Here is a 15,210-nt window from a genome sequence, read left to right on the forward strand (position 1 = left end):
GCCACGGCTTGCCCTCCCCCTTATGGGGGGCGGGGGCCGGCATAGCCCGCTTACGACAACCGCGCCTTGACCATCGGGCCGACCGCGCCGAAATCCATCTGGCCAGTGTATTGGCCCTTCAGCACTGCCATGACCTTGCCCATGTCGCGGATGCTGTCCGCACCCACCTCGGCCACAGCGGCCACGATTGCGGCCTCGACCTCGGCGGCAGACAACTGGCGCGGCAGGAATTCCTCGATCACCCGGACCTCGGCCAGTTCCTTTTCGGCCAGCTCCAGCCGGCCGCCCTCTTCGTAGGCGCGGGCCGATTCCTGGCGTTGTTTCACCATCTTGCCAAGGATGGCCAGAATATCGCCCTCGCCCACCTCAACCTCGCCGCCCTCGCCACGCACCGCGATTTCGCGGTCCTTGATGGCGGCGTTGATCAACCGCAGCGTCGACAGCCGGTCTGCCTCTTTTGCCTTCATCGCTTCTTTCAGGGAAATCTGCAGACGGTCTCGCAAAGACATCGACACGGACATAGGGTTTGCCTTCCTTCAGGGATCGGGTGCGCGCACAATACAGGGGATCGCGGTCAAGGACAACCGGCCAAGCTTTCGCCAAGCCATTGTATTTGCGCCATATTCCTTTTGGGACAAAGCCTTGACCCCGCGCCTCTTCCCCCGTAGGTTCCGCGCAATTTACCGATAGGAGTCGCCGCCATGCCTGCTCAGCAGAAAGCTACCGCCTGCCTTGCTCTGGCCGATGGCACGGTGTTCTACGGCAACGGCTTTGGCGCGGTCGGGGAAACGGTGGCCGAACTGGTATTCAACACCGCGATGACCGGCTATCAGGAAATCATGACCGACCCCAGCTATGCCGGGCAGGTCGTCACCTTCACCTTCCCCCATATCGGCAACACCGGCGTGACGGATGAAGATGACGAAACCGCTGACCCCGTCGCCGCCGGGATGGTGGTGAAATGGGACGTGACCGAGCCGTCGAACTGGCGTGCCACCGGAGAGCTGACCGACTGGCTGGTGAAAAAAGGCCGCATCGGCATCGGTGGTATCGACACCCGCCGCCTGACCCGCGCCATCCGCCAGCAGGGCGCGCCGCATGTGGCACTGGCCCATGACCCCGAGGGCAATTTTGACATTGAGGCGCTGGTCGCCCGCGCCCGTGCGTGGAAGGGTCTTGTCGGCCTTGATCTGGCGAAGGGCGTGTCCTGCACCCAATCCTACCGCTGGGACGAACAACGCTGGGCCTGGCCAGAGGGCTATACCAAGCGGGAAGGCCCCGGCCTGCGCGTGGTTGCCATCGACTATGGCGCCAAACGCAACATCCTGCGCTGCCTTGCCTCGGCTGGCTGCGAGGTAACCGTCCTGCCCGCCACTGCCACTGCCGACGACGTGCTGGCGTTGAACCCCGAAGGCGTGTTCCTGTCCAACGGCCCCGGCGATCCGGCGGCCACCGGGGAATATGCGGTTCCGACAATCAAAGGCATTCTGGCGCGCGAGATTCCGGTGTTCGGCATCTGCCTTGGCCATCAGATGCTGGCGCTGGCCCTTGGCGCGAAAACCGTCAAGATGAACCACGGCCATCATGGTGCAAACCACCCGGTCAAGGATCTGACGACCGGCAAGGTGGAAATCACCTCGATGAACCACGGTTTTACCGTGGACAGCCAGACCCTGCCCGCAGGCGTGACCGAGACCCATGTCTCGCTGTTCGACGGGTCGAATTGCGGCATCGCCCAGACCGGAAAACCTGTATTTTCCGTGCAGTACCACCCCGAGGCCAGCCCCGGCCCGCAGGACAGCTATTATCTGTTCGAGCGTTTTGCCCGCGAAATGCAGGCCCGCCGCCCGACCTGAGCCACAGCGCAAGGCAAAGCGGCGTCAGCCCTCCGCCAGGCGTGGGGCTGATGACCAGCCTGCCCAGGTTTCGCACGCGCGTTTAACCCACAATTAACCAAGTTCAGGCACGCTCGGATCAAGGTATCCAAGGGTCCATGGCAATGTATAACCCGCCCCCATCCTCCGGGCAGGCCGCTGTTGCCCCCGTTCCGGTCGCGGCATTTCCGGCACCGACCAAGGCAGAAACGCTGGGCGTGGTCCTGTTGCGCGACGGGCTGGTGCAGGGCGACGCACTGGTCAATGCGCTGGCGCAGCAAAAGCGGCGGCACGGGCGGGTCACTGATGTTTTGCTGTCACACGCCGCCCTGCCGCCCGATCAGATGTATGCCGCCGTTGCCGCGCATTGGGAAACCTCGGTGATCGACCCGGCACAGAGCCCGCCGGACCTGCATCTGATGGATCATCTGGGCGCCGGGGCCTGCCTGCGCAAATCCATGCTGCCCTGGCGCAATGTGGGCGGGGCCACCGTCATCGCCACAGCAGAACCCGAGGATTTCGACACGCACCGCGCCCACCTGACCGCCTTGTTCGGCCCGGTCGCCATGGCGATCACCTCGCGGTCGGCGGTACAGCACACGGTTCTGGCGCTGCGTGGCGCCCAGCTGGTGCATGCGGCGGAAACCCGGGTTCCGGGCAGCGAAAGCTGCCGTACCTTTGGCGGCGCACGTCTGCTGGTGCCACTGCTGGCCACAGCGGCGCTGGCGGCGGCCCTGTCGCTGGTCTGGCCCATGGCGATGCTCTGGCTGCTTACCGGCTGGACCTTTCTGTCGCTGCTGGCGCTGACCCTGCTCAAGGCGGGGGCCGGGCTGGCCGCTGGGCTGCGCCCGCCGCCTGCGCCGCCACCGACGCTGATCGCGCGCCTGCCCATCGTCTCTGTCATCGTCGCCCTGTTCGGCGAAAGCGATATCGCCCCCCGCCTTGTGCGCCGTCTGGGCAAGCTGGATTATCCGCGCGAACTGCTTGACATCGTGCTGGTGACCGAAGCCGATGATCACCAGACCCAGGCCGCGCTGGCCGAGGCCGACCTGCCACCCTGGATGCGCATCGTGGTGGTGCCCGAGGGGCGGATCAAGACCAAACCGCGCGCGCTGAACTTTGCGCTGGACCATTGCCGCGGCTCGATCATCGGGGTCTATGATGCCGAAGATGCACCCGAATCCGACCAGATCCGCCGCATCGTCCACCGCTTTTACCAGCGCGGGCCGGACGTCGCCTGCCTGCAGGGCGTGCTCGATTTCTACAACCCCACCACCAACTGGCTGTCGCGCTGCTTTACCATCGAATATGCCACATGGTTCCGCCTTGTCCTGCCGGGCCTGCAACGGCTTGGCCTGCCGATTCCCCTGGGCGGCACCAGCCTGTTCTTCCGCCGCGCCGCACTGGAGGAACTGGGGGGATGGGACGCCCACAACGTGACCGAAGACGCCGATCTGGGCATGCGCCTGTATCGTCACGGCTACCGGACCGAGCTGGTCTGCACTGTCACCGGGGAAGAGGCGAACTGCCGCCCCCTGCCATGGATTCGGCAACGCTCCCGCTGGCTCAAGGGGTATATGATGACCTGGGCCACCCATATGCGCGCGCCGCGCCTGCTGTGGCGCCAACTGGGGCCATGGAAATTTGCCGGGTTTCAGGTGCTGTTCCTGTGCACCCTGTCGCAATTCGTGCTGCTGCCGGTGCTGTGGTCGTTTTGGCTGCCGATGCTTGGCCTGCCCCACCCGATTGCCGACGCGCTGCCCGTGGCGGCGACCTGGGCGCTGATCGGGCTTTTGGCTCTGACCGAAGTGGTGAACCTGACACTACACCTGAGCGCGCTGCACCTGTCGGGGCATCGGTTCAGCCGCTGGTGGGTGCTGCTGATGCATCTGTACTTCCCGCTTGGCGCATTGGCGTCCTACAAGGCCGGGTGGGAGGTGCTGCGCAAACCCTTCTTTTGGGACAAGACCGCGCATGGCCATTTCGACCCGCGCGATGGCTAGACCGTGGCACCCGCCAGTCGCCTGTTCCGACCGTGCGGTGCTATTCCCTCAGCCGCAACTCTCCGGCATCCACCCGCAGCCGCGTCTCGAAGGCCCGGCTGATATGCACGCGCAACGCCTCATAGGCGGCATTGCCGTCGCGCGCCTCGATCGCGGCCACGATCCGGTCATGCTCGGCCAGCGCCACCTCGCTGCGCCCCTCGGCCGCCAGCGAGGAATTGGCCATCAGCGCCATCGACCGGTGCACCAGATCCAGTTGCTGCACCAGAAACCGGTTGTGGCTGGCCAGATGGATCTGCCGGTGAAACCGCTTGTTCGCCCGGCTGAGCACGCGCGGATCACCGCTCAGCAACCGGCTGTCATCTTCCACCATGCCGCGCAGCACCCGGATCTCCTCATCGGTCGCATGCCGTGCCGCCAGCCGTGCCGCAAGCCCCTCCAGCTCGCTGCGCACGGCATAAAGCTCAGCCAGTTGGTTGTGGTCCAGACTGGCCACAATAAGGCTGCGCCCGTCGCGCGTCAGCATCGCCTGCGTCTCCAGCCGCTGCAACGCCTCGCGCACCGGGGTCCGGCTGACGCCCAGCCGCTCGGCCAGTTCCGATTCCACCAGACGGTCTCCGGGTTTGTATAACCCGGCCTCGATCGCCTCCAGGATCAGCGTATAGGCATCCTTTTGCACCGCCACGTCCCTGTTTCTCCCCATCTCCAATGGGTTAAGCTACAGCCCTGCCCCCGGCTTTGGCAAGCAGCCATAACACGCAGCCCCGGACCCGGCGGCAGGTGCCTCTGGCGGGAGTATTTCAGAAAGGTGCAGACCACAGCGCAGCACGCCCTTGCCGGTGCGGGAACGGCGGATTAGATGCCTTACATGGTCCGCAGCAGCTTTTCACACGTCGACACCTGGGTCTTTGACCTCGACAACACGCTCTACCCGCCGCAGATGCGCCTGTTCGACCAGATCGAGGTGCGGATGACCCATTGGGTGATGCGCGAACTGGGGGTGGATCAGGCCCGCGCCAACCATTTGCGCGGGCATTACTGGCAGCTATACGGCACCACTTTGGCCGGTCTGATGCGCGAACATGGCATCGATCCGGCGGGCTACCTTGCGGATGTGCATGACATCGACTTTTCGGTGCTTCAACCCGATGCGCAGCTTGCGGGGCGGATCAGGGCGCTGCCCGGGCGCCGCATCGTCTATACCAATGGTGATGCGCCCTACGCGCAAAAAGTACTGGCCGCGCGCGGTCTGTCGGACCTGTTCGACGCGGTCTACGGGGTGGAACATGCGGGCTATTTGCCCAAGCCCGAGGCTGGTGCCTTCCAGACCGTGTTCGGGCTGGACGGGCTGAACCCGAAATCCGCCGCGATGTTCGAAGATGACCCGCGCAATCTGGCCGTGCCGCATGCCATGGGCCTGCGCACCGTTCATATCGCACCGCAGCCCGAACCCGCGCCGCACATTCACCACCATGCAAACGACCTGTCGGCCTTTCTGGGCCTGCTGACACAAGACTGAGCGGCGCTGCGACCCAAATGCTGCATTCTGGATGCGTCATTTCGCGCGTGGCCCGAAGGGGCCGCCCCCGCTATCTTACAGTCAGGTTAGCAAAGGTTTCCCGGATGACCCAGACCACCCCCACCATCACACGCCTGCCCCTTGGCCAGCGTATCCTTTACGGCACGCCCCTCATTGGCCGCATCGCGCGCGAGGTGTCGCAGGATGTGAACAACGTCTTCTATCTGCTGGTCGTAGTGATCACCCTCGAAATCCTCGCCTTTCTGACCTGGGGTCCGGTGGTCTTTACACTGACCGCGCTGGTGCTGGTGCCACTGATGTTTCTGTTCTTCATCGCCATCAGCTGGCCCGGCCGGTCGCGCCCCAAAAGCTGACGCCAAATACGGGAACGGGGCACTTTGCCGCTTCGACTTCCCCGCCGCAGGGTCTATCTTGTGTGCGACAGGAGAGCCCCATGACCCGCACATCCACCGATATTCTGATTTCCGGCGGCGGTGTCGCCGGGCTGACCGCTGCCGCCGCCTTTGGTGCTGCCGGGTTCAGCGTGATCTGTGTCGATCCCAGCCCTCCAGTCACCTCTGATACCGCAGAGGGTGCCGATTTGCGCAGCACGGCCTTTCTGCACCCCTCTATTCCGGTGTTGCAGGACGCAGGCCTTTGGGCGCGGCTGGAGCCGCATGCCGCCGCCCTGCAGGTGATGCGCATCATCGACGCGGGCGGCGAGGTTTCCGAACCCCGCCTGACCAAGGATTTCAATGCGGCCGAACTCTCAGGCCTGCCCTTTGGCTGGAACCTGCCGAACTGGCTGCTCCGGCGCGAAATGGTGGCCAGGCTGGCCGAATTGCCCAACGTTGATTTCCGCCCCGGCATCGCCACACATCGGCTGATGACCCGCACCACCGAGGCGCTGGTCACCCTGTCGGATGGCGCACAGATCCGCGCCCGCATGGTCATTGCCGCTGATGGCCGCAATTCGCCCGTGCGCCAGGCGCTTGGCATCCCGGTCATAACCCTGCGCTACGGGCAGAAGGCGCTTGCCTTTGCCGTAACGCATCCGGTGCCGCATGAAAACGTCTCGACCGAGATCCACCGCACGGGCGGGCCGTTCACGCTGGTGCCGCTGCCCGACCGCGATGGCAGACCCCGCTCTGCCGTGGTCTGGATGGAAACCGGCCCCGAGGTGGCACGGCTGCAAGCGCTGCCAGTGCCGGATTTCGAAGCAGAAATGTCCACCCGCTCTTGCCATATCCTTGGCCCACTGACGCTCGACAGCCGGTTGACGGTCTGGCCGATCATCACCCAGATCGCCAGCCGCATGGCGGGTGAACGCTGCGCCCTGATGGCCGAGGCTGCGCATGTGCTGCCGCCCATCGGCGCGCAGGGGCTGAACATGTCCCTCGCCGATCTGACCGTGCTGCTCAATCTGGCCCGTGACGACCCGGACACTATCGGATCGGCGCAGATGCTCGACGCCTATCACCGCAAACGGCATTGGGAAGTGCAGGCCCGCATCACCGGCATTGACGCGCTCAACCGGGCCTCGATGATGGGGGCCCAGCCGCTGCGCGACCTGCGGGCGACAGCGCTGAACGCGCTGTACTCTGCCGCCCCGGTGCGCCGCACGCTGATGAAGGCCGGGCTTGGCCTGCGGTAGGGGGCGGTGCGCTACAGCACCGCTTCCACCGCCCGCTCCAGCCGCGCGACCGTACCCGGCACGTCCTTCAGCTTGTCCAGACCGAACAGCCCGATGCGGAAGGTCTTGAACGCCTCACCCTCGCCCACCTGCAACGGCACGCCTGCAGCAATCTGCAAGCCCTGTTCGCGGAACTTCGCTCCGTTTTGCACGGCAGAATCGTCGGTATAGCTCACCACCACACCGGGGGCCTGGAACCCCTCTGCCGCAACAGACCGCACGCCCTTGCCCGCCAGCAGGGCGCGCACCGCATAGCCCAGCTCCCATTGCGCGGCCTTGGCGGCGTCGAACCCCATGTCGCGGGTTTCGACCATCGCATCGCGGAACCCGAGAATGGCATCCGTCGGCATGGTGGCATGATAGGCATGCCCGCCCGCCTCATAAGCCGCCATCATCGCGCGCCATTTCTTCAGGTCGATGGCAAAGCTGTTCGACGTTGTCTCGGCCAGCCGCGCCTCGGCCAAAGGCGACATCACCACCACGCCAGCGGAAGGCGACGCCGACCACCCTTTCTGCGGGGCCGAGATCAGCACATCGACGCCGACAGCCGCCATATCCACCCAGATGCAGCCGCTCGCGATGCAATCGAGCACCATCAGCGCCCCCACCTCATGGGCGGCCTCGGCCACGGCACGGATATAGTCGTCGGGCAGGATGATCCCGGCGCTGGTTTCCACATGCGGCGCGAACACCGCCTCGGGCCGGGTCTCGCGGATGCGGGCCACAACCTCCTCTACGGGCGGCGGTGCATAGGGGGCGCGCGCATCATTGCCGGTCTGCCGCGCCATCACCACAGTGACATCCTTGGCAAACCCGCCCGCGTCAAAGATCTGGCTCCAGCGATAGGAAAACCAGCCGTTGCGCACCACCAGCACGCGACCTTGCCCGAACTGCCGCGCCACCGCCTCCATCGCATAGGTGCCGCCCCCCGGCACCAGTGCCACCGCACTGCCGTTGTAAACCTCGCGCAGCATCCCCGACACATCGCGCATCACGCCCTGAAACCGCGCCGACATGTGGTTCAGACTGCGATCGGTGAACACCACCGAAAACTCCTCCAACCCGTCGGGGTCTACGTCAGCATGCAGTCCGGCCATGATGTCTCTCCTCTTTTGACAGACCATAGCCCAAGCCCGCCGCAAAGAAACCCTCCCCATCATCTGTTCAAAAATATCCTCCGGGGGTCCGGGGGTGGAAAACCCCCGGCGGCCAGCCCCCTAGCCCAACGGCCCCGGCCTGCGCTCTTCGGTCAGCAGCACATTGGCCTCTACGTTGCCCACCCCCGGAAGGGTCATGATCCGACGCCGCAGCACCCGCTCGAAGTCGGCGATGTCGCGCGCCACCACGCGCAAGCGGTAATCAAACAGCCCCAGCACATGCTGCACCACCTGTACCTCGGGGATCGCCATCACCGCGCGCTCAAAGTCCTCCAGCGGCACCCGGCCGCGTGTGGCCAGTTTCACCCCCAGAAACACCGTCACGCCAAACCCCAGTGCTGCGCGGTCCACCTCCACCCGCCGCCCCGCCAGCACGCCCGCCTCCTCCAGCCGCTTCACCCGGCGCCAGGCGGCGGGCTGGCTCAGCCCCAGCATCCGCCCCAGTTCCCCGGCCCCCACCGTGCCATCACGCGACAGGATGCGCAGAATGCCCCGGTCCAGATCATCCAAATCCATCATATCGGCAACCCATCCGCATCCTTGATGGTGGCAATCAGCATCAACGCCTCCAGCTCAGCAATATGCGGCAGGGTCAGGATGCGGCGGCGGTAAATCTCCTGATACTGCACCATATCGCGCGCGATCACCGTCAGCCGCACATCGACCCGGCCCAGAAATGTCTCTATCGTTACCACCTCCGGCACCTCGCGCGCGGCGGCAATGAACTCGTCAAACGCGCGCGGGTTGGTCTTGTCGAGCGTGAAGCGCAACGACACCTCCACCCCATACCCCAGCGCCCGCCAGCCGATCACCGCCGACTCCGTCCGGATCACCCCGCCTTCCCGCAACCGCTCCAGCCGCCGCCATAGCGTGGCAGGCGTCACCCCGGCGCGCTCTGCCAGCACTGCCCGCTCCAGCCCCGGTTCGGCCAGATAATGGCGCAATATCCGCCGGTCCGCCTCATCCAGTTGCATGATAAATTCACCTAATCAAAGTTTGACGAATGGATTTTTGCATAATACGCGCCATCCGTCAAACAATGTACGGCATCACAGCCGAAACCTCCTATTGTGGCCGCATCAACCAAAGGAGACCGCCATGCGCGTGTATTACGACCGTGACTGCGACATCAACCTGATCAAGGACAAGAAGGTCGCCATCCTCGGCTACGGCAGCCAAGGCCACGCCCATGCGCTGAACCTGCGCGATTCGGGTGCGAAAAACCTCGTCGTGGCACTCCGCGAAGGCTCGCCTTCCGCCAAGAAAGCCGAAGGCGAAGGCCTCAAGGTCATGGGCATTGCCGAGGCCGCCGCCTGGGCCGACCTGATCATGTTCACCATGCCCGATGAATTGCAGGCCGAAACTTACCGCAAATACGTGCATGACAACATCCGCGAAGGGGCCGCAATCGCCTTTGCCCACGGGTTGAACATCCACTTCGGCCTGATCGAGCCAAAGCCCGGCGTCGACATCATCATGATGGCCCCCAAAGGCCCCGGCCACACCGTGCGCGGCGAATACACCAAGGGCGGCGGCGTGCCCTGCCTTGTGGCCGTCCACCATGACGCCACCGGCAAGGCGATGGAAATCGGCCTCAGCTACTGCTCGGGCATCGGCGGCGGCCGCTCGGGCATCATCGAGACCAACTTCCGCCAGGAATGCGAAACCGACCTCTTCGGCGAACAGGCCGTGCTGTGTGGCGGTCTGGTCGAGCTGATCCGCATGGGCTTTGAAACCCTTGTCGAAGCCGGATACGAGCCAGAGATGGCCTATTTTGAGTGCTTGCACGAAGTGAAGCTGATCGTCGACCTGATCTATGAAGGCGGCATCGCCAACATGAACTACTCGATCTCGAACACTGCTGAATACGGAGAATACGTTTCGGGCCCGCGCATCCTGCCCTATGACGAGACGAAAAAGCGCATGAAGGAAGTTCTGACCGACATCCAGACCGGCAAGTTCGTGCGTGATTTCATGCAGGAAAACGCTGTTGGCCAGCCGTTCTTCAAGGCGACCCGCCGCATCAACGACGAACACCAGATCGAGAAAGTCGGCGAAAAGCTGCGCGCCATGATGCCGTGGATTTCCAAAGGCAAAATGGTCGACAAGGCCCGCAACTAAGGCTGCGATCCAAGCCATCCGCACAGCAAAAAGCCGGGGGAAACCCCGGCTTTTTCATCTGCAGGCACCGAACGGGCCGCAATGGCCCGCCAGCCCAGCCCCTTACTGAACGATCCGGTCAGGGCGCACCATCCCGGTTTGCCGGGCGCGCAGCGCCATGACCTGTGGCCGCTCGTGGGCCGGGATCAAGAACCCCACGCCGCCATATTTGCCATCCCTGGCCAGCGTCGATTTCGGCGCGTTCGGGTCGTGGCGGCGTTCTTCGACGCGCGCCTTGCTGATCAGCGCAAAGACCAGCACGGCCAGCATCGTAATCAGCGAGAGAAACGGAATCAGGGCTCCGGCAATCATCGGACTTCCTTTCGGGATGGGCCTGCGCAACGGCCTTGCCGCGCGAGGGACTGTTGCATGTGTCTCTGAGGTAACCCACCCGCTACCGATTGGTTCCGTGACCCGCTGTCGCAGGCCCCGCCGCCCCAAAGCCGCCGCCCGCACTGGCGCCCCCTCGCGCCGCCCGCTACACCGCAGTCATGACCGCACCCATCCCCACCCCCACCCGCAGCGACTGGCTGTCGATCCTCGCCCTTGGCCTGATCTGGGGCGGGACGTTTATTGTCATCAGCCTTGCCCTGCGCGGCTATGGCCCGGTCACGGTGGCCTGCGCGCGCACCACATTCGGCGCGCTGACCGTGCTGGGCCTGCTGTGGCTGACCGGGCGGCAGTTGCCGCGCGACGCGAGGGTCTGGCGCTCTGCGGTGCCGATTGGCCTTCTGTCCACCGCCCTGCCGTTCTTCCTGCTGTCCTGGGGCCAGCAATCGGTGCCCTCGGCCTTTGCCGGGCTGTCGATGGCCGCCGTGCCACTGTTCGTGCTGCCCCTCGCGCACCGCTACTCGGATGAGCCGCTGACCACGCGACGCGCCATCGGCTTTGCGCTTGGCTTTGCCGGGGTGCTGGTGCTGCTGGGGCCAGCGGCGGCCGCGGGCGACGGGGCCACGCTGGCGCAGCTGGCCTGCCTTGGTGCCGCGCTCTCTTATGCCGTGTCGTCTGTGCTGACCCGCCGCTGCCCGCCGGTTGATCCGGTGGCCCTCGCGGCGGCCACGCTGATGGTGGGGGCGGTGGTGCTGATCCCGGCCATGCTGCTGGTCGAGGGCGTGCCGGCTTGGGCCGGCACCGTGCCGGGCGTAGCCATCATCTTCCTTGGCCTCGTGCCAACCGCCTTCGCCGCCCTGCTGCGGGTAACGGTGATCCGCAGCGCCGGGTCGGGCTTCATGACGCTGACCAATTATCAGGTACCGCTGTGGTCGATGGGCTTTGGTGTGGTGTTTCTGGCCGAAACACTGCCCAGCACGTTCTTCGCAGCTCTCGGCCTGATCCTGACCGGGCTGGCGATCAGCCAAAGCCGGCGGCGGAAAATGGCAACAGCCTCCTAAAGCTGCCCCATCAACGCATTGATATCATTTACGTCTAAAGGCTGCAACATGGTGCCCCCCTCTTACACCACCGCCTCGACCGCCTCTACAATCTCATCCACCACCTGCACCAGCATGCGCTCATCCTCACATTCCGCCATGACCCGGATCAAAGGTTCGGTGCCCGATTTCCGGATCAGGATGCGGCCCTTGCCCTCGATCCGCGCGGTATTCGCCCTGATCACCGCCTGAACCGACGCCTGCTCCAGCGGGGCCTTGCCATCGGCAAAGCGCACGTTCTTGAGCATCTGTGGCACCGTCTCGAACTGCCGGACCAGGCCGCTGGCCGGTTGGCCCGTGCGCGCCATCTCGGCCAGAAATTGCAGCCCCGCGATCAGCCCGTCGCCGGTGGTGGCATAGTCGGTCATCACGATATGCCCCGACTGTTCCCCGCCCAGATTGAACCCCCCGGCCCGCATCCGTTCGACGACATAGCGGTCGCCTACCGCCGTCCGCTCCAGCCCGATGCCCTGCGCGTCCAGAAACCGCTCCAGCCCAAGGTTCGACATGACCGTGGCCACCAGCGCCCCGCCGCGCAATCGCCCGTCCGCCGCCCAGCGGGCCGCCATCAGCGCCATGATCTGGTCGCCATCCGCCACCCGCCCGGTTTCGTCCAGAATCATCACCCGGTCGGCATCGCCGTCAAGGCAAATCCCCACATCTGCCCCATGCGCCACCACCGCCTCGGCTGCAGTCTGGGTATAGGTGCTGCCGCAGCGGTCGTTGATATTGGTCCCGTTGGGCGACACCCCCACCGGCACAACCGTTGCCCCCAACTCCCACAGCACCTCGGGCGCGGCCTTGTAGGCGGCCCCGTTGGCACAGTCGATCACCACCTTCAGCCCGTCGAGCCGTAGGCCCGCAGGAAAAGTGGTCTTGACGAACTCCTGATACCGCCCGCGCCCGTCTTCGATCCGTTTGGCGCGGCCAATGTTCTGGGCCTGCGCCAGTTGAATCTCGCTTTCCACCAGCGCCTCGATCTCTGCCTCGGCCTCATCCGACAGCTTGAACCCGTCGGGGCCAAAGAACTTGATGCCGTTGTCCTGATGCGGGTTGTGGCTGGCGGAAATCATCACCCCCACATCGGCCCGCATGCTGCGGGTCAGAAACCCCACCGCAGGTGTCGGCACGGGGCCCAAGAGCAGCACATTCATGCCGGTGCTGGTCAGCCCCGCCGTCAGCGCGTTTTCCAGCATATAGCCCGACAGCCGTGTGTCCTTGCCGATCACCACCCGGTGGGCCGAACCACCATCGCGGCGAAAGAACCGCCCCGCAGCCGCGCCCAGCTTCAACGCCATCTCGGCGGTCATCGGATAGGTGTTGGCGCGGCCGCGCACGCCATCGGTGCCAAACAGTTTGCGCGTCATGGGGTTATCCCTTCTTGTTGGTTTTGTGTGGCGGCCTGCCACAATGTCAGCGCCGCCCGCGTCTCGGCCACGTCATGCACGCGGATCATCTGCACGCCTTGTGCGACCCCAGCCAAGGCCACGGCGATGCTGCCCGGCATCCGCTTGGCTGCGTCCTCCTCACCTGTCAGCGTGCCGATGAACCGCTTGCGGCTGGCACCCAGCAGAACCGGCAGGCCAAGGCTGTGAAACAGGCTCAGCCGTGCCAGCAGCGCAAGGTTATGCGCCAGCGTCTTGCCAAAGCCGATGCCGGGGTCGATGGCGATGCGGTCGCGGGCAATGCCCGCCGCCTCTGCCGCCGCCACACGCGCGGCCAGCGCGTCATACACATCCAGCAGCACATCGTCGTATTCGGGCGCATCCTGCATCCGGTCCGGCGTCAGGATCGAATGCATCAGGATCACCGGCACCCCGGCGCGTGCCACCAGCGCGGCCATGTCGGGGTCAAACTGCAAGGCGGTCACATCATTGACGATCCCCGCCCCGGCCTTCAGCGCGGCCTGTGCGACCGCCGACTTGCGGGTGTCGACCGACACCGCCCGATCAATCCCCGCCGCGCGCAGGGCCGCGATCACCGGCACCGCCCGCGCAATCTCCTCCTGCACCGAGACCTCAACCGCCCCTGGACGGGTGCTTTCGCCGCCTACGTCCAGAATATCGGCCTGCGCTGCCATCGCGCGGGCCTGCATCATCGCGGACTCGGGCTTCAGGAACAGCCCGCCATCCGAAAAGCTGTCAGGCGTCACGTTCAGAATGCCCATCAGCCTGGGCTGGTCCATGCTCAGGCCCGCAAAACCCGCACGCGGGGCCATCAGCGGTGACAGCAGGCTGGGCGACGCCTCGGATGCGGGCACCACCACCGGCGCGCGGCCACGCTCCAGAATCTCAAGGTGGGTAAAGCGACACCAGCCCCCGGCCAGCACAATGGCGTCAGTGGGGCGGGCGGCATCATGCAGCGGGATGGGGCGGATATATGTCATCCGCCCGGATTAGGCCCCAATGCGGCGTTTTGGCAAGCAGATCGGTTAACCCTGCTCCACCGGAACGCGGCTTCCCGCCGGAAGTGCAACATTCCCGTGAACGATAAGACCAAGCGCCGCCATTTCCTCGGCCAGCCACAGCGCAAGCGCCACCGCATCCGCCGATTTCGGCCCATCAACCGCATCGAGCACCATCTTCGACGGGGCCCAGACCACCGATTGTCCGCGCTTGATGGCCCAGTCAATCTCGGTGCGGGTGGCCACCACGACACAGCGCGGATCGCGCGCGGCCAGTGTCCAGGCGTTCTGCTCAATCGCCAGCAGGTCGATCCGGCGCTGCGTCGGGCGGTGCCCGGTCTGCGGGCGGGGCGCGTCGGGCAGGCCCACGGTCAGGATCAGCGGCGCACCGCGTGCCAGCAAGCCGTCCAGCCGCGCGGCCAGATTGCTGGCGGCAATGACCGCATTGTCCAGATGCACCACCAGCGGATGCACCGCCGCCTCCAGCCCGTCCTGCCCCACCACGCGCAACGGCACCTCGGCGCGGGACCGCACAATCTCGACCCCCAGCTTGTACGGCCCGATATCCAGCTTTTCGATCCGCACAAAGGCGCGCATCGCCTGCGGTTCGGCCAGAATACGTTCTGCCACCCGCTCGGCCAGCGTTTCCAGCAGGTTCAGCCGTTCCGCCGCCAGTTCATGCGCGATGGCCCAGGTGATCCGGTCGTAAGACAGAATGCGATCGACATCATCATTCAGGGGTGCCGTCACCGGGGCCACTTCGACCACCACATTGAACATCACGCGCTGTTTATGGCCGCGTTCCTGCTGAAACGCGCCGATATCCACCTCGACCACATGGTCGCGCAGCGATATCCGGTCGCGCGGGTCGGCACTGGCCGAGGCCTGGCTGCGCTCTTCGGGGTGGGCAAAGGCGAGGCGGATGTCGCTGGTCATCTGGCCCCCCATCGGCCCTAAAGGGATCGGGGGC

16 protein-coding genes are annotated in these 15,210 nt (G+C 65.2%); 7 read left to right on the plus strand and 9 right to left on the minus strand.

The features are described from left to right. Positions 1 to 50 precede the first annotated feature (50 nt). Positions 51 to 509, minus strand: a complete 459-nt coding sequence (locus EEB11_RS13805) for a GatB/YqeY domain-containing protein (RefSeq protein WP_103334082.1) — start codon at positions 507 to 509, stop codon at positions 51 to 53. 192 nt (positions 510 to 701) lie between these two features. Between EEB11_RS13805 and carA the strand changes: the two genes are divergently transcribed. After that, entirely contained in the window at positions 702 to 1,856 is a 1,155-nt protein-coding gene (gene carA / locus EEB11_RS13810) for a glutamine-hydrolyzing carbamoyl-phosphate synthase small subunit (protein ID WP_135432237.1), read from the plus strand. Between the two features lie 143 nt (positions 1,857 to 1,999). Next, on the plus strand, positions 2,000 to 3,877 hold the full coding sequence (locus tag EEB11_RS13815; protein WP_245298912.1) for a glycosyltransferase: 1,878 nt from the start codon (positions 2,000 to 2,002) through the stop codon (positions 3,875 to 3,877). Between the two features lie 40 nt (positions 3,878 to 3,917). Here EEB11_RS13815 and EEB11_RS13820 read toward each other — a convergent pair whose 3' ends face one another. Then, positions 3,918 to 4,556, minus strand: coding sequence for a GntR family transcriptional regulator (locus tag EEB11_RS13820; protein WP_135432511.1), 639 nt, complete (start codon positions 4,554 to 4,556; stop codon positions 3,918 to 3,920). A 189-nt stretch (positions 4,557 to 4,745) separates the two neighbouring features. Between EEB11_RS13820 and EEB11_RS13825 the strand changes: the two genes are divergently transcribed. From EEB11_RS13825 to EEB11_RS13835, 3 genes are all read left to right on the plus strand, one after another. Then, positions 4,746 to 5,396 carry a pyrimidine 5'-nucleotidase gene (locus EEB11_RS13825; RefSeq protein WP_135432513.1) on the plus strand — a complete coding sequence of 217 codons (651 nt, stop codon included), beginning with the start codon at positions 4,746 to 4,748 and terminating at the stop codon, positions 5,394 to 5,396. Between the two features lie 104 nt (positions 5,397 to 5,500). Beyond that, a complete protein-coding gene (locus EEB11_RS13830) occupies positions 5,501 to 5,770 on the plus strand; it encodes a hypothetical protein (protein ID WP_135432241.1) in 270 nt (89 codons plus the stop codon). A gap of 80 nt (positions 5,771 to 5,850) precedes the next feature. Further along, positions 5,851 to 7,050, plus strand: coding sequence for a UbiH/UbiF family hydroxylase (locus EEB11_RS13835; RefSeq protein ID WP_135432243.1), 1,200 nt, complete (start codon positions 5,851 to 5,853; stop codon positions 7,048 to 7,050). 11 nt (positions 7,051 to 7,061) lie between these two features. Here the strand turns inward: EEB11_RS13835 and EEB11_RS13840 are convergent, their stop codons facing one another. From EEB11_RS13840 to EEB11_RS13850, 3 genes are all read right to left on the minus strand, one after another. Then, the gene (locus EEB11_RS13840; protein WP_135432245.1) at positions 7,062 to 8,186 is read right to left on the minus strand and encodes an aminotransferase class V-fold PLP-dependent enzyme; all 1,125 of its coding nucleotides are present in this window, start codon (positions 8,184 to 8,186) and stop codon (positions 7,062 to 7,064) included. A gap of 120 nt (positions 8,187 to 8,306) precedes the next feature. Further along, complete coding sequence (locus tag EEB11_RS13845) at positions 8,307 to 8,765, minus strand: Lrp/AsnC family transcriptional regulator (protein WP_135432247.1); 459 nt, start codon at positions 8,763 to 8,765, stop codon at positions 8,307 to 8,309. Further along, positions 8,762 to 9,220: an Lrp/AsnC family transcriptional regulator gene (locus EEB11_RS13850; protein WP_135432249.1), complete on the minus strand. Its 459-nt coding sequence runs from the start codon at positions 9,218 to 9,220 to the stop codon at positions 8,762 to 8,764. The genes EEB11_RS13845 and EEB11_RS13850 overlap by 4 nt, the downstream gene beginning before the upstream one ends. Before the next feature lie 124 nt (positions 9,221 to 9,344). Between EEB11_RS13850 and ilvC the strand changes: the two genes are divergently transcribed. Beyond that, on the plus strand, positions 9,345 to 10,367 hold the full coding sequence (ilvC, locus tag EEB11_RS13855; protein ID WP_135432251.1) for a ketol-acid reductoisomerase: 1,023 nt from the start codon (positions 9,345 to 9,347) through the stop codon (positions 10,365 to 10,367). 102 nt (positions 10,368 to 10,469) lie between these two features. Here ilvC and EEB11_RS13860 read toward each other — a convergent pair whose 3' ends face one another. Continuing rightward, positions 10,470 to 10,718 carry a hypothetical protein gene (locus tag EEB11_RS13860; protein ID WP_135432253.1) on the minus strand — a complete coding sequence of 83 codons (249 nt, stop codon included), beginning with the start codon at positions 10,716 to 10,718 and terminating at the stop codon, positions 10,470 to 10,472. 179 nt (positions 10,719 to 10,897) lie between these two features. Here EEB11_RS13860 and EEB11_RS13865 point away from each other — a divergent pair, with 179 nt between their 5' ends. Further along, positions 10,898 to 11,797 (plus strand): DMT family transporter, encoded by a 900-nt coding sequence (locus EEB11_RS13865; RefSeq protein ID WP_135432255.1) that lies wholly within the window; start codon positions 10,898 to 10,900, stop codon positions 11,795 to 11,797. A 62-nt stretch (positions 11,798 to 11,859) separates the two neighbouring features. Here EEB11_RS13865 and glmM read toward each other — a convergent pair whose 3' ends face one another. Genes glmM through EEB11_RS13880 form a run of 3 tightly spaced genes read right to left on the minus strand, consistent with a single transcriptional unit; the run spans position 11,860 to position 15,176 of the window. Continuing rightward, the gene (gene glmM / locus EEB11_RS13870) at positions 11,860 to 13,203 is read right to left on the minus strand and encodes a phosphoglucosamine mutase (protein ID WP_135432257.1); all 1,344 of its coding nucleotides are present in this window, start codon (positions 13,201 to 13,203) and stop codon (positions 11,860 to 11,862) included. Continuing rightward, entirely contained in the window at positions 13,200 to 14,222 is a 1,023-nt protein-coding gene (gene folP, locus EEB11_RS13875; RefSeq protein ID WP_135432259.1) for a dihydropteroate synthase, read from the minus strand. The genes glmM and folP overlap by 4 nt, the downstream gene beginning before the upstream one ends. Before the next feature lie 45 nt (positions 14,223 to 14,267). Continuing rightward, positions 14,268 to 15,176 carry a dihydroneopterin aldolase gene (locus tag EEB11_RS13880; protein ID WP_135432261.1) on the minus strand — a complete coding sequence of 303 codons (909 nt, stop codon included), beginning with the start codon at positions 15,174 to 15,176 and terminating at the stop codon, positions 14,268 to 14,270. Between the last annotated feature and the right edge of the window lie 34 nt (positions 15,177 to 15,210).

Source organism: Pseudotabrizicola sediminis, assembly GCF_004745575.1.
GTDB lineage: Bacteria > Pseudomonadota > Alphaproteobacteria > Rhodobacterales > Rhodobacteraceae > Pseudotabrizicola > Pseudotabrizicola sediminis.

Coding starts and splice junctions, on each gene's coding strand:
- EEB11_RS13880 (WP_135432261.1), bottom strand. CDS start 15,176: ATGACCAGCGACATCCGCCTCGCCTTTGCCCACCCCGAAGAGCGCAGC.
- folP (WP_135432259.1), bottom strand. CDS start 14,222: ATGACATATATCCGCCCCATCCCGCTGCATGATGCCGCCCGCCCCACT.
- carA (WP_135432237.1), top strand. CDS start 702: ATGCCTGCTCAGCAGAAAGCTACCGCCTGCCTTGCTCTGGCCGATGGC.
- EEB11_RS13805 (WP_103334082.1), bottom strand. CDS start 509: ATGTCTTTGCGAGACCGTCTGCAGATTTCCCTGAAAGAAGCGATGAAG.
- EEB11_RS13860 (WP_135432253.1), bottom strand. CDS start 10,718: ATGATTGCCGGAGCCCTGATTCCGTTTCTCTCGCTGATTACGATGCTG.
- EEB11_RS13815 (WP_245298912.1), top strand. CDS start 2,000: ATGTATAACCCGCCCCCATCCTCCGGGCAGGCCGCTGTTGCCCCCGTT.
- EEB11_RS13830 (WP_135432241.1), top strand. CDS start 5,501: ATGACCCAGACCACCCCCACCATCACACGCCTGCCCCTTGGCCAGCGT.
- EEB11_RS13840 (WP_135432245.1), bottom strand. CDS start 8,186: ATGGCCGGACTGCATGCTGACGTAGACCCCGACGGGTTGGAGGAGTTT.
- ilvC (WP_135432251.1), top strand. CDS start 9,345: ATGCGCGTGTATTACGACCGTGACTGCGACATCAACCTGATCAAGGAC.
- EEB11_RS13865 (WP_135432255.1), top strand. CDS start 10,898: ATGACCGCACCCATCCCCACCCCCACCCGCAGCGACTGGCTGTCGATC.
- EEB11_RS13845 (WP_135432247.1), bottom strand. CDS start 8,765: ATGATGGATTTGGATGATCTGGACCGGGGCATTCTGCGCATCCTGTCG.
- EEB11_RS13825 (WP_135432513.1), top strand. CDS start 4,746: ATGGTCCGCAGCAGCTTTTCACACGTCGACACCTGGGTCTTTGACCTC.
- EEB11_RS13850 (WP_135432249.1), bottom strand. CDS start 9,220: ATGCAACTGGATGAGGCGGACCGGCGGATATTGCGCCATTATCTGGCC.
- glmM (WP_135432257.1), bottom strand. CDS start 13,203: ATGACGCGCAAACTGTTTGGCACCGATGGCGTGCGCGGCCGCGCCAAC.
- EEB11_RS13835 (WP_135432243.1), top strand. CDS start 5,851: ATGACCCGCACATCCACCGATATTCTGATTTCCGGCGGCGGTGTCGCC.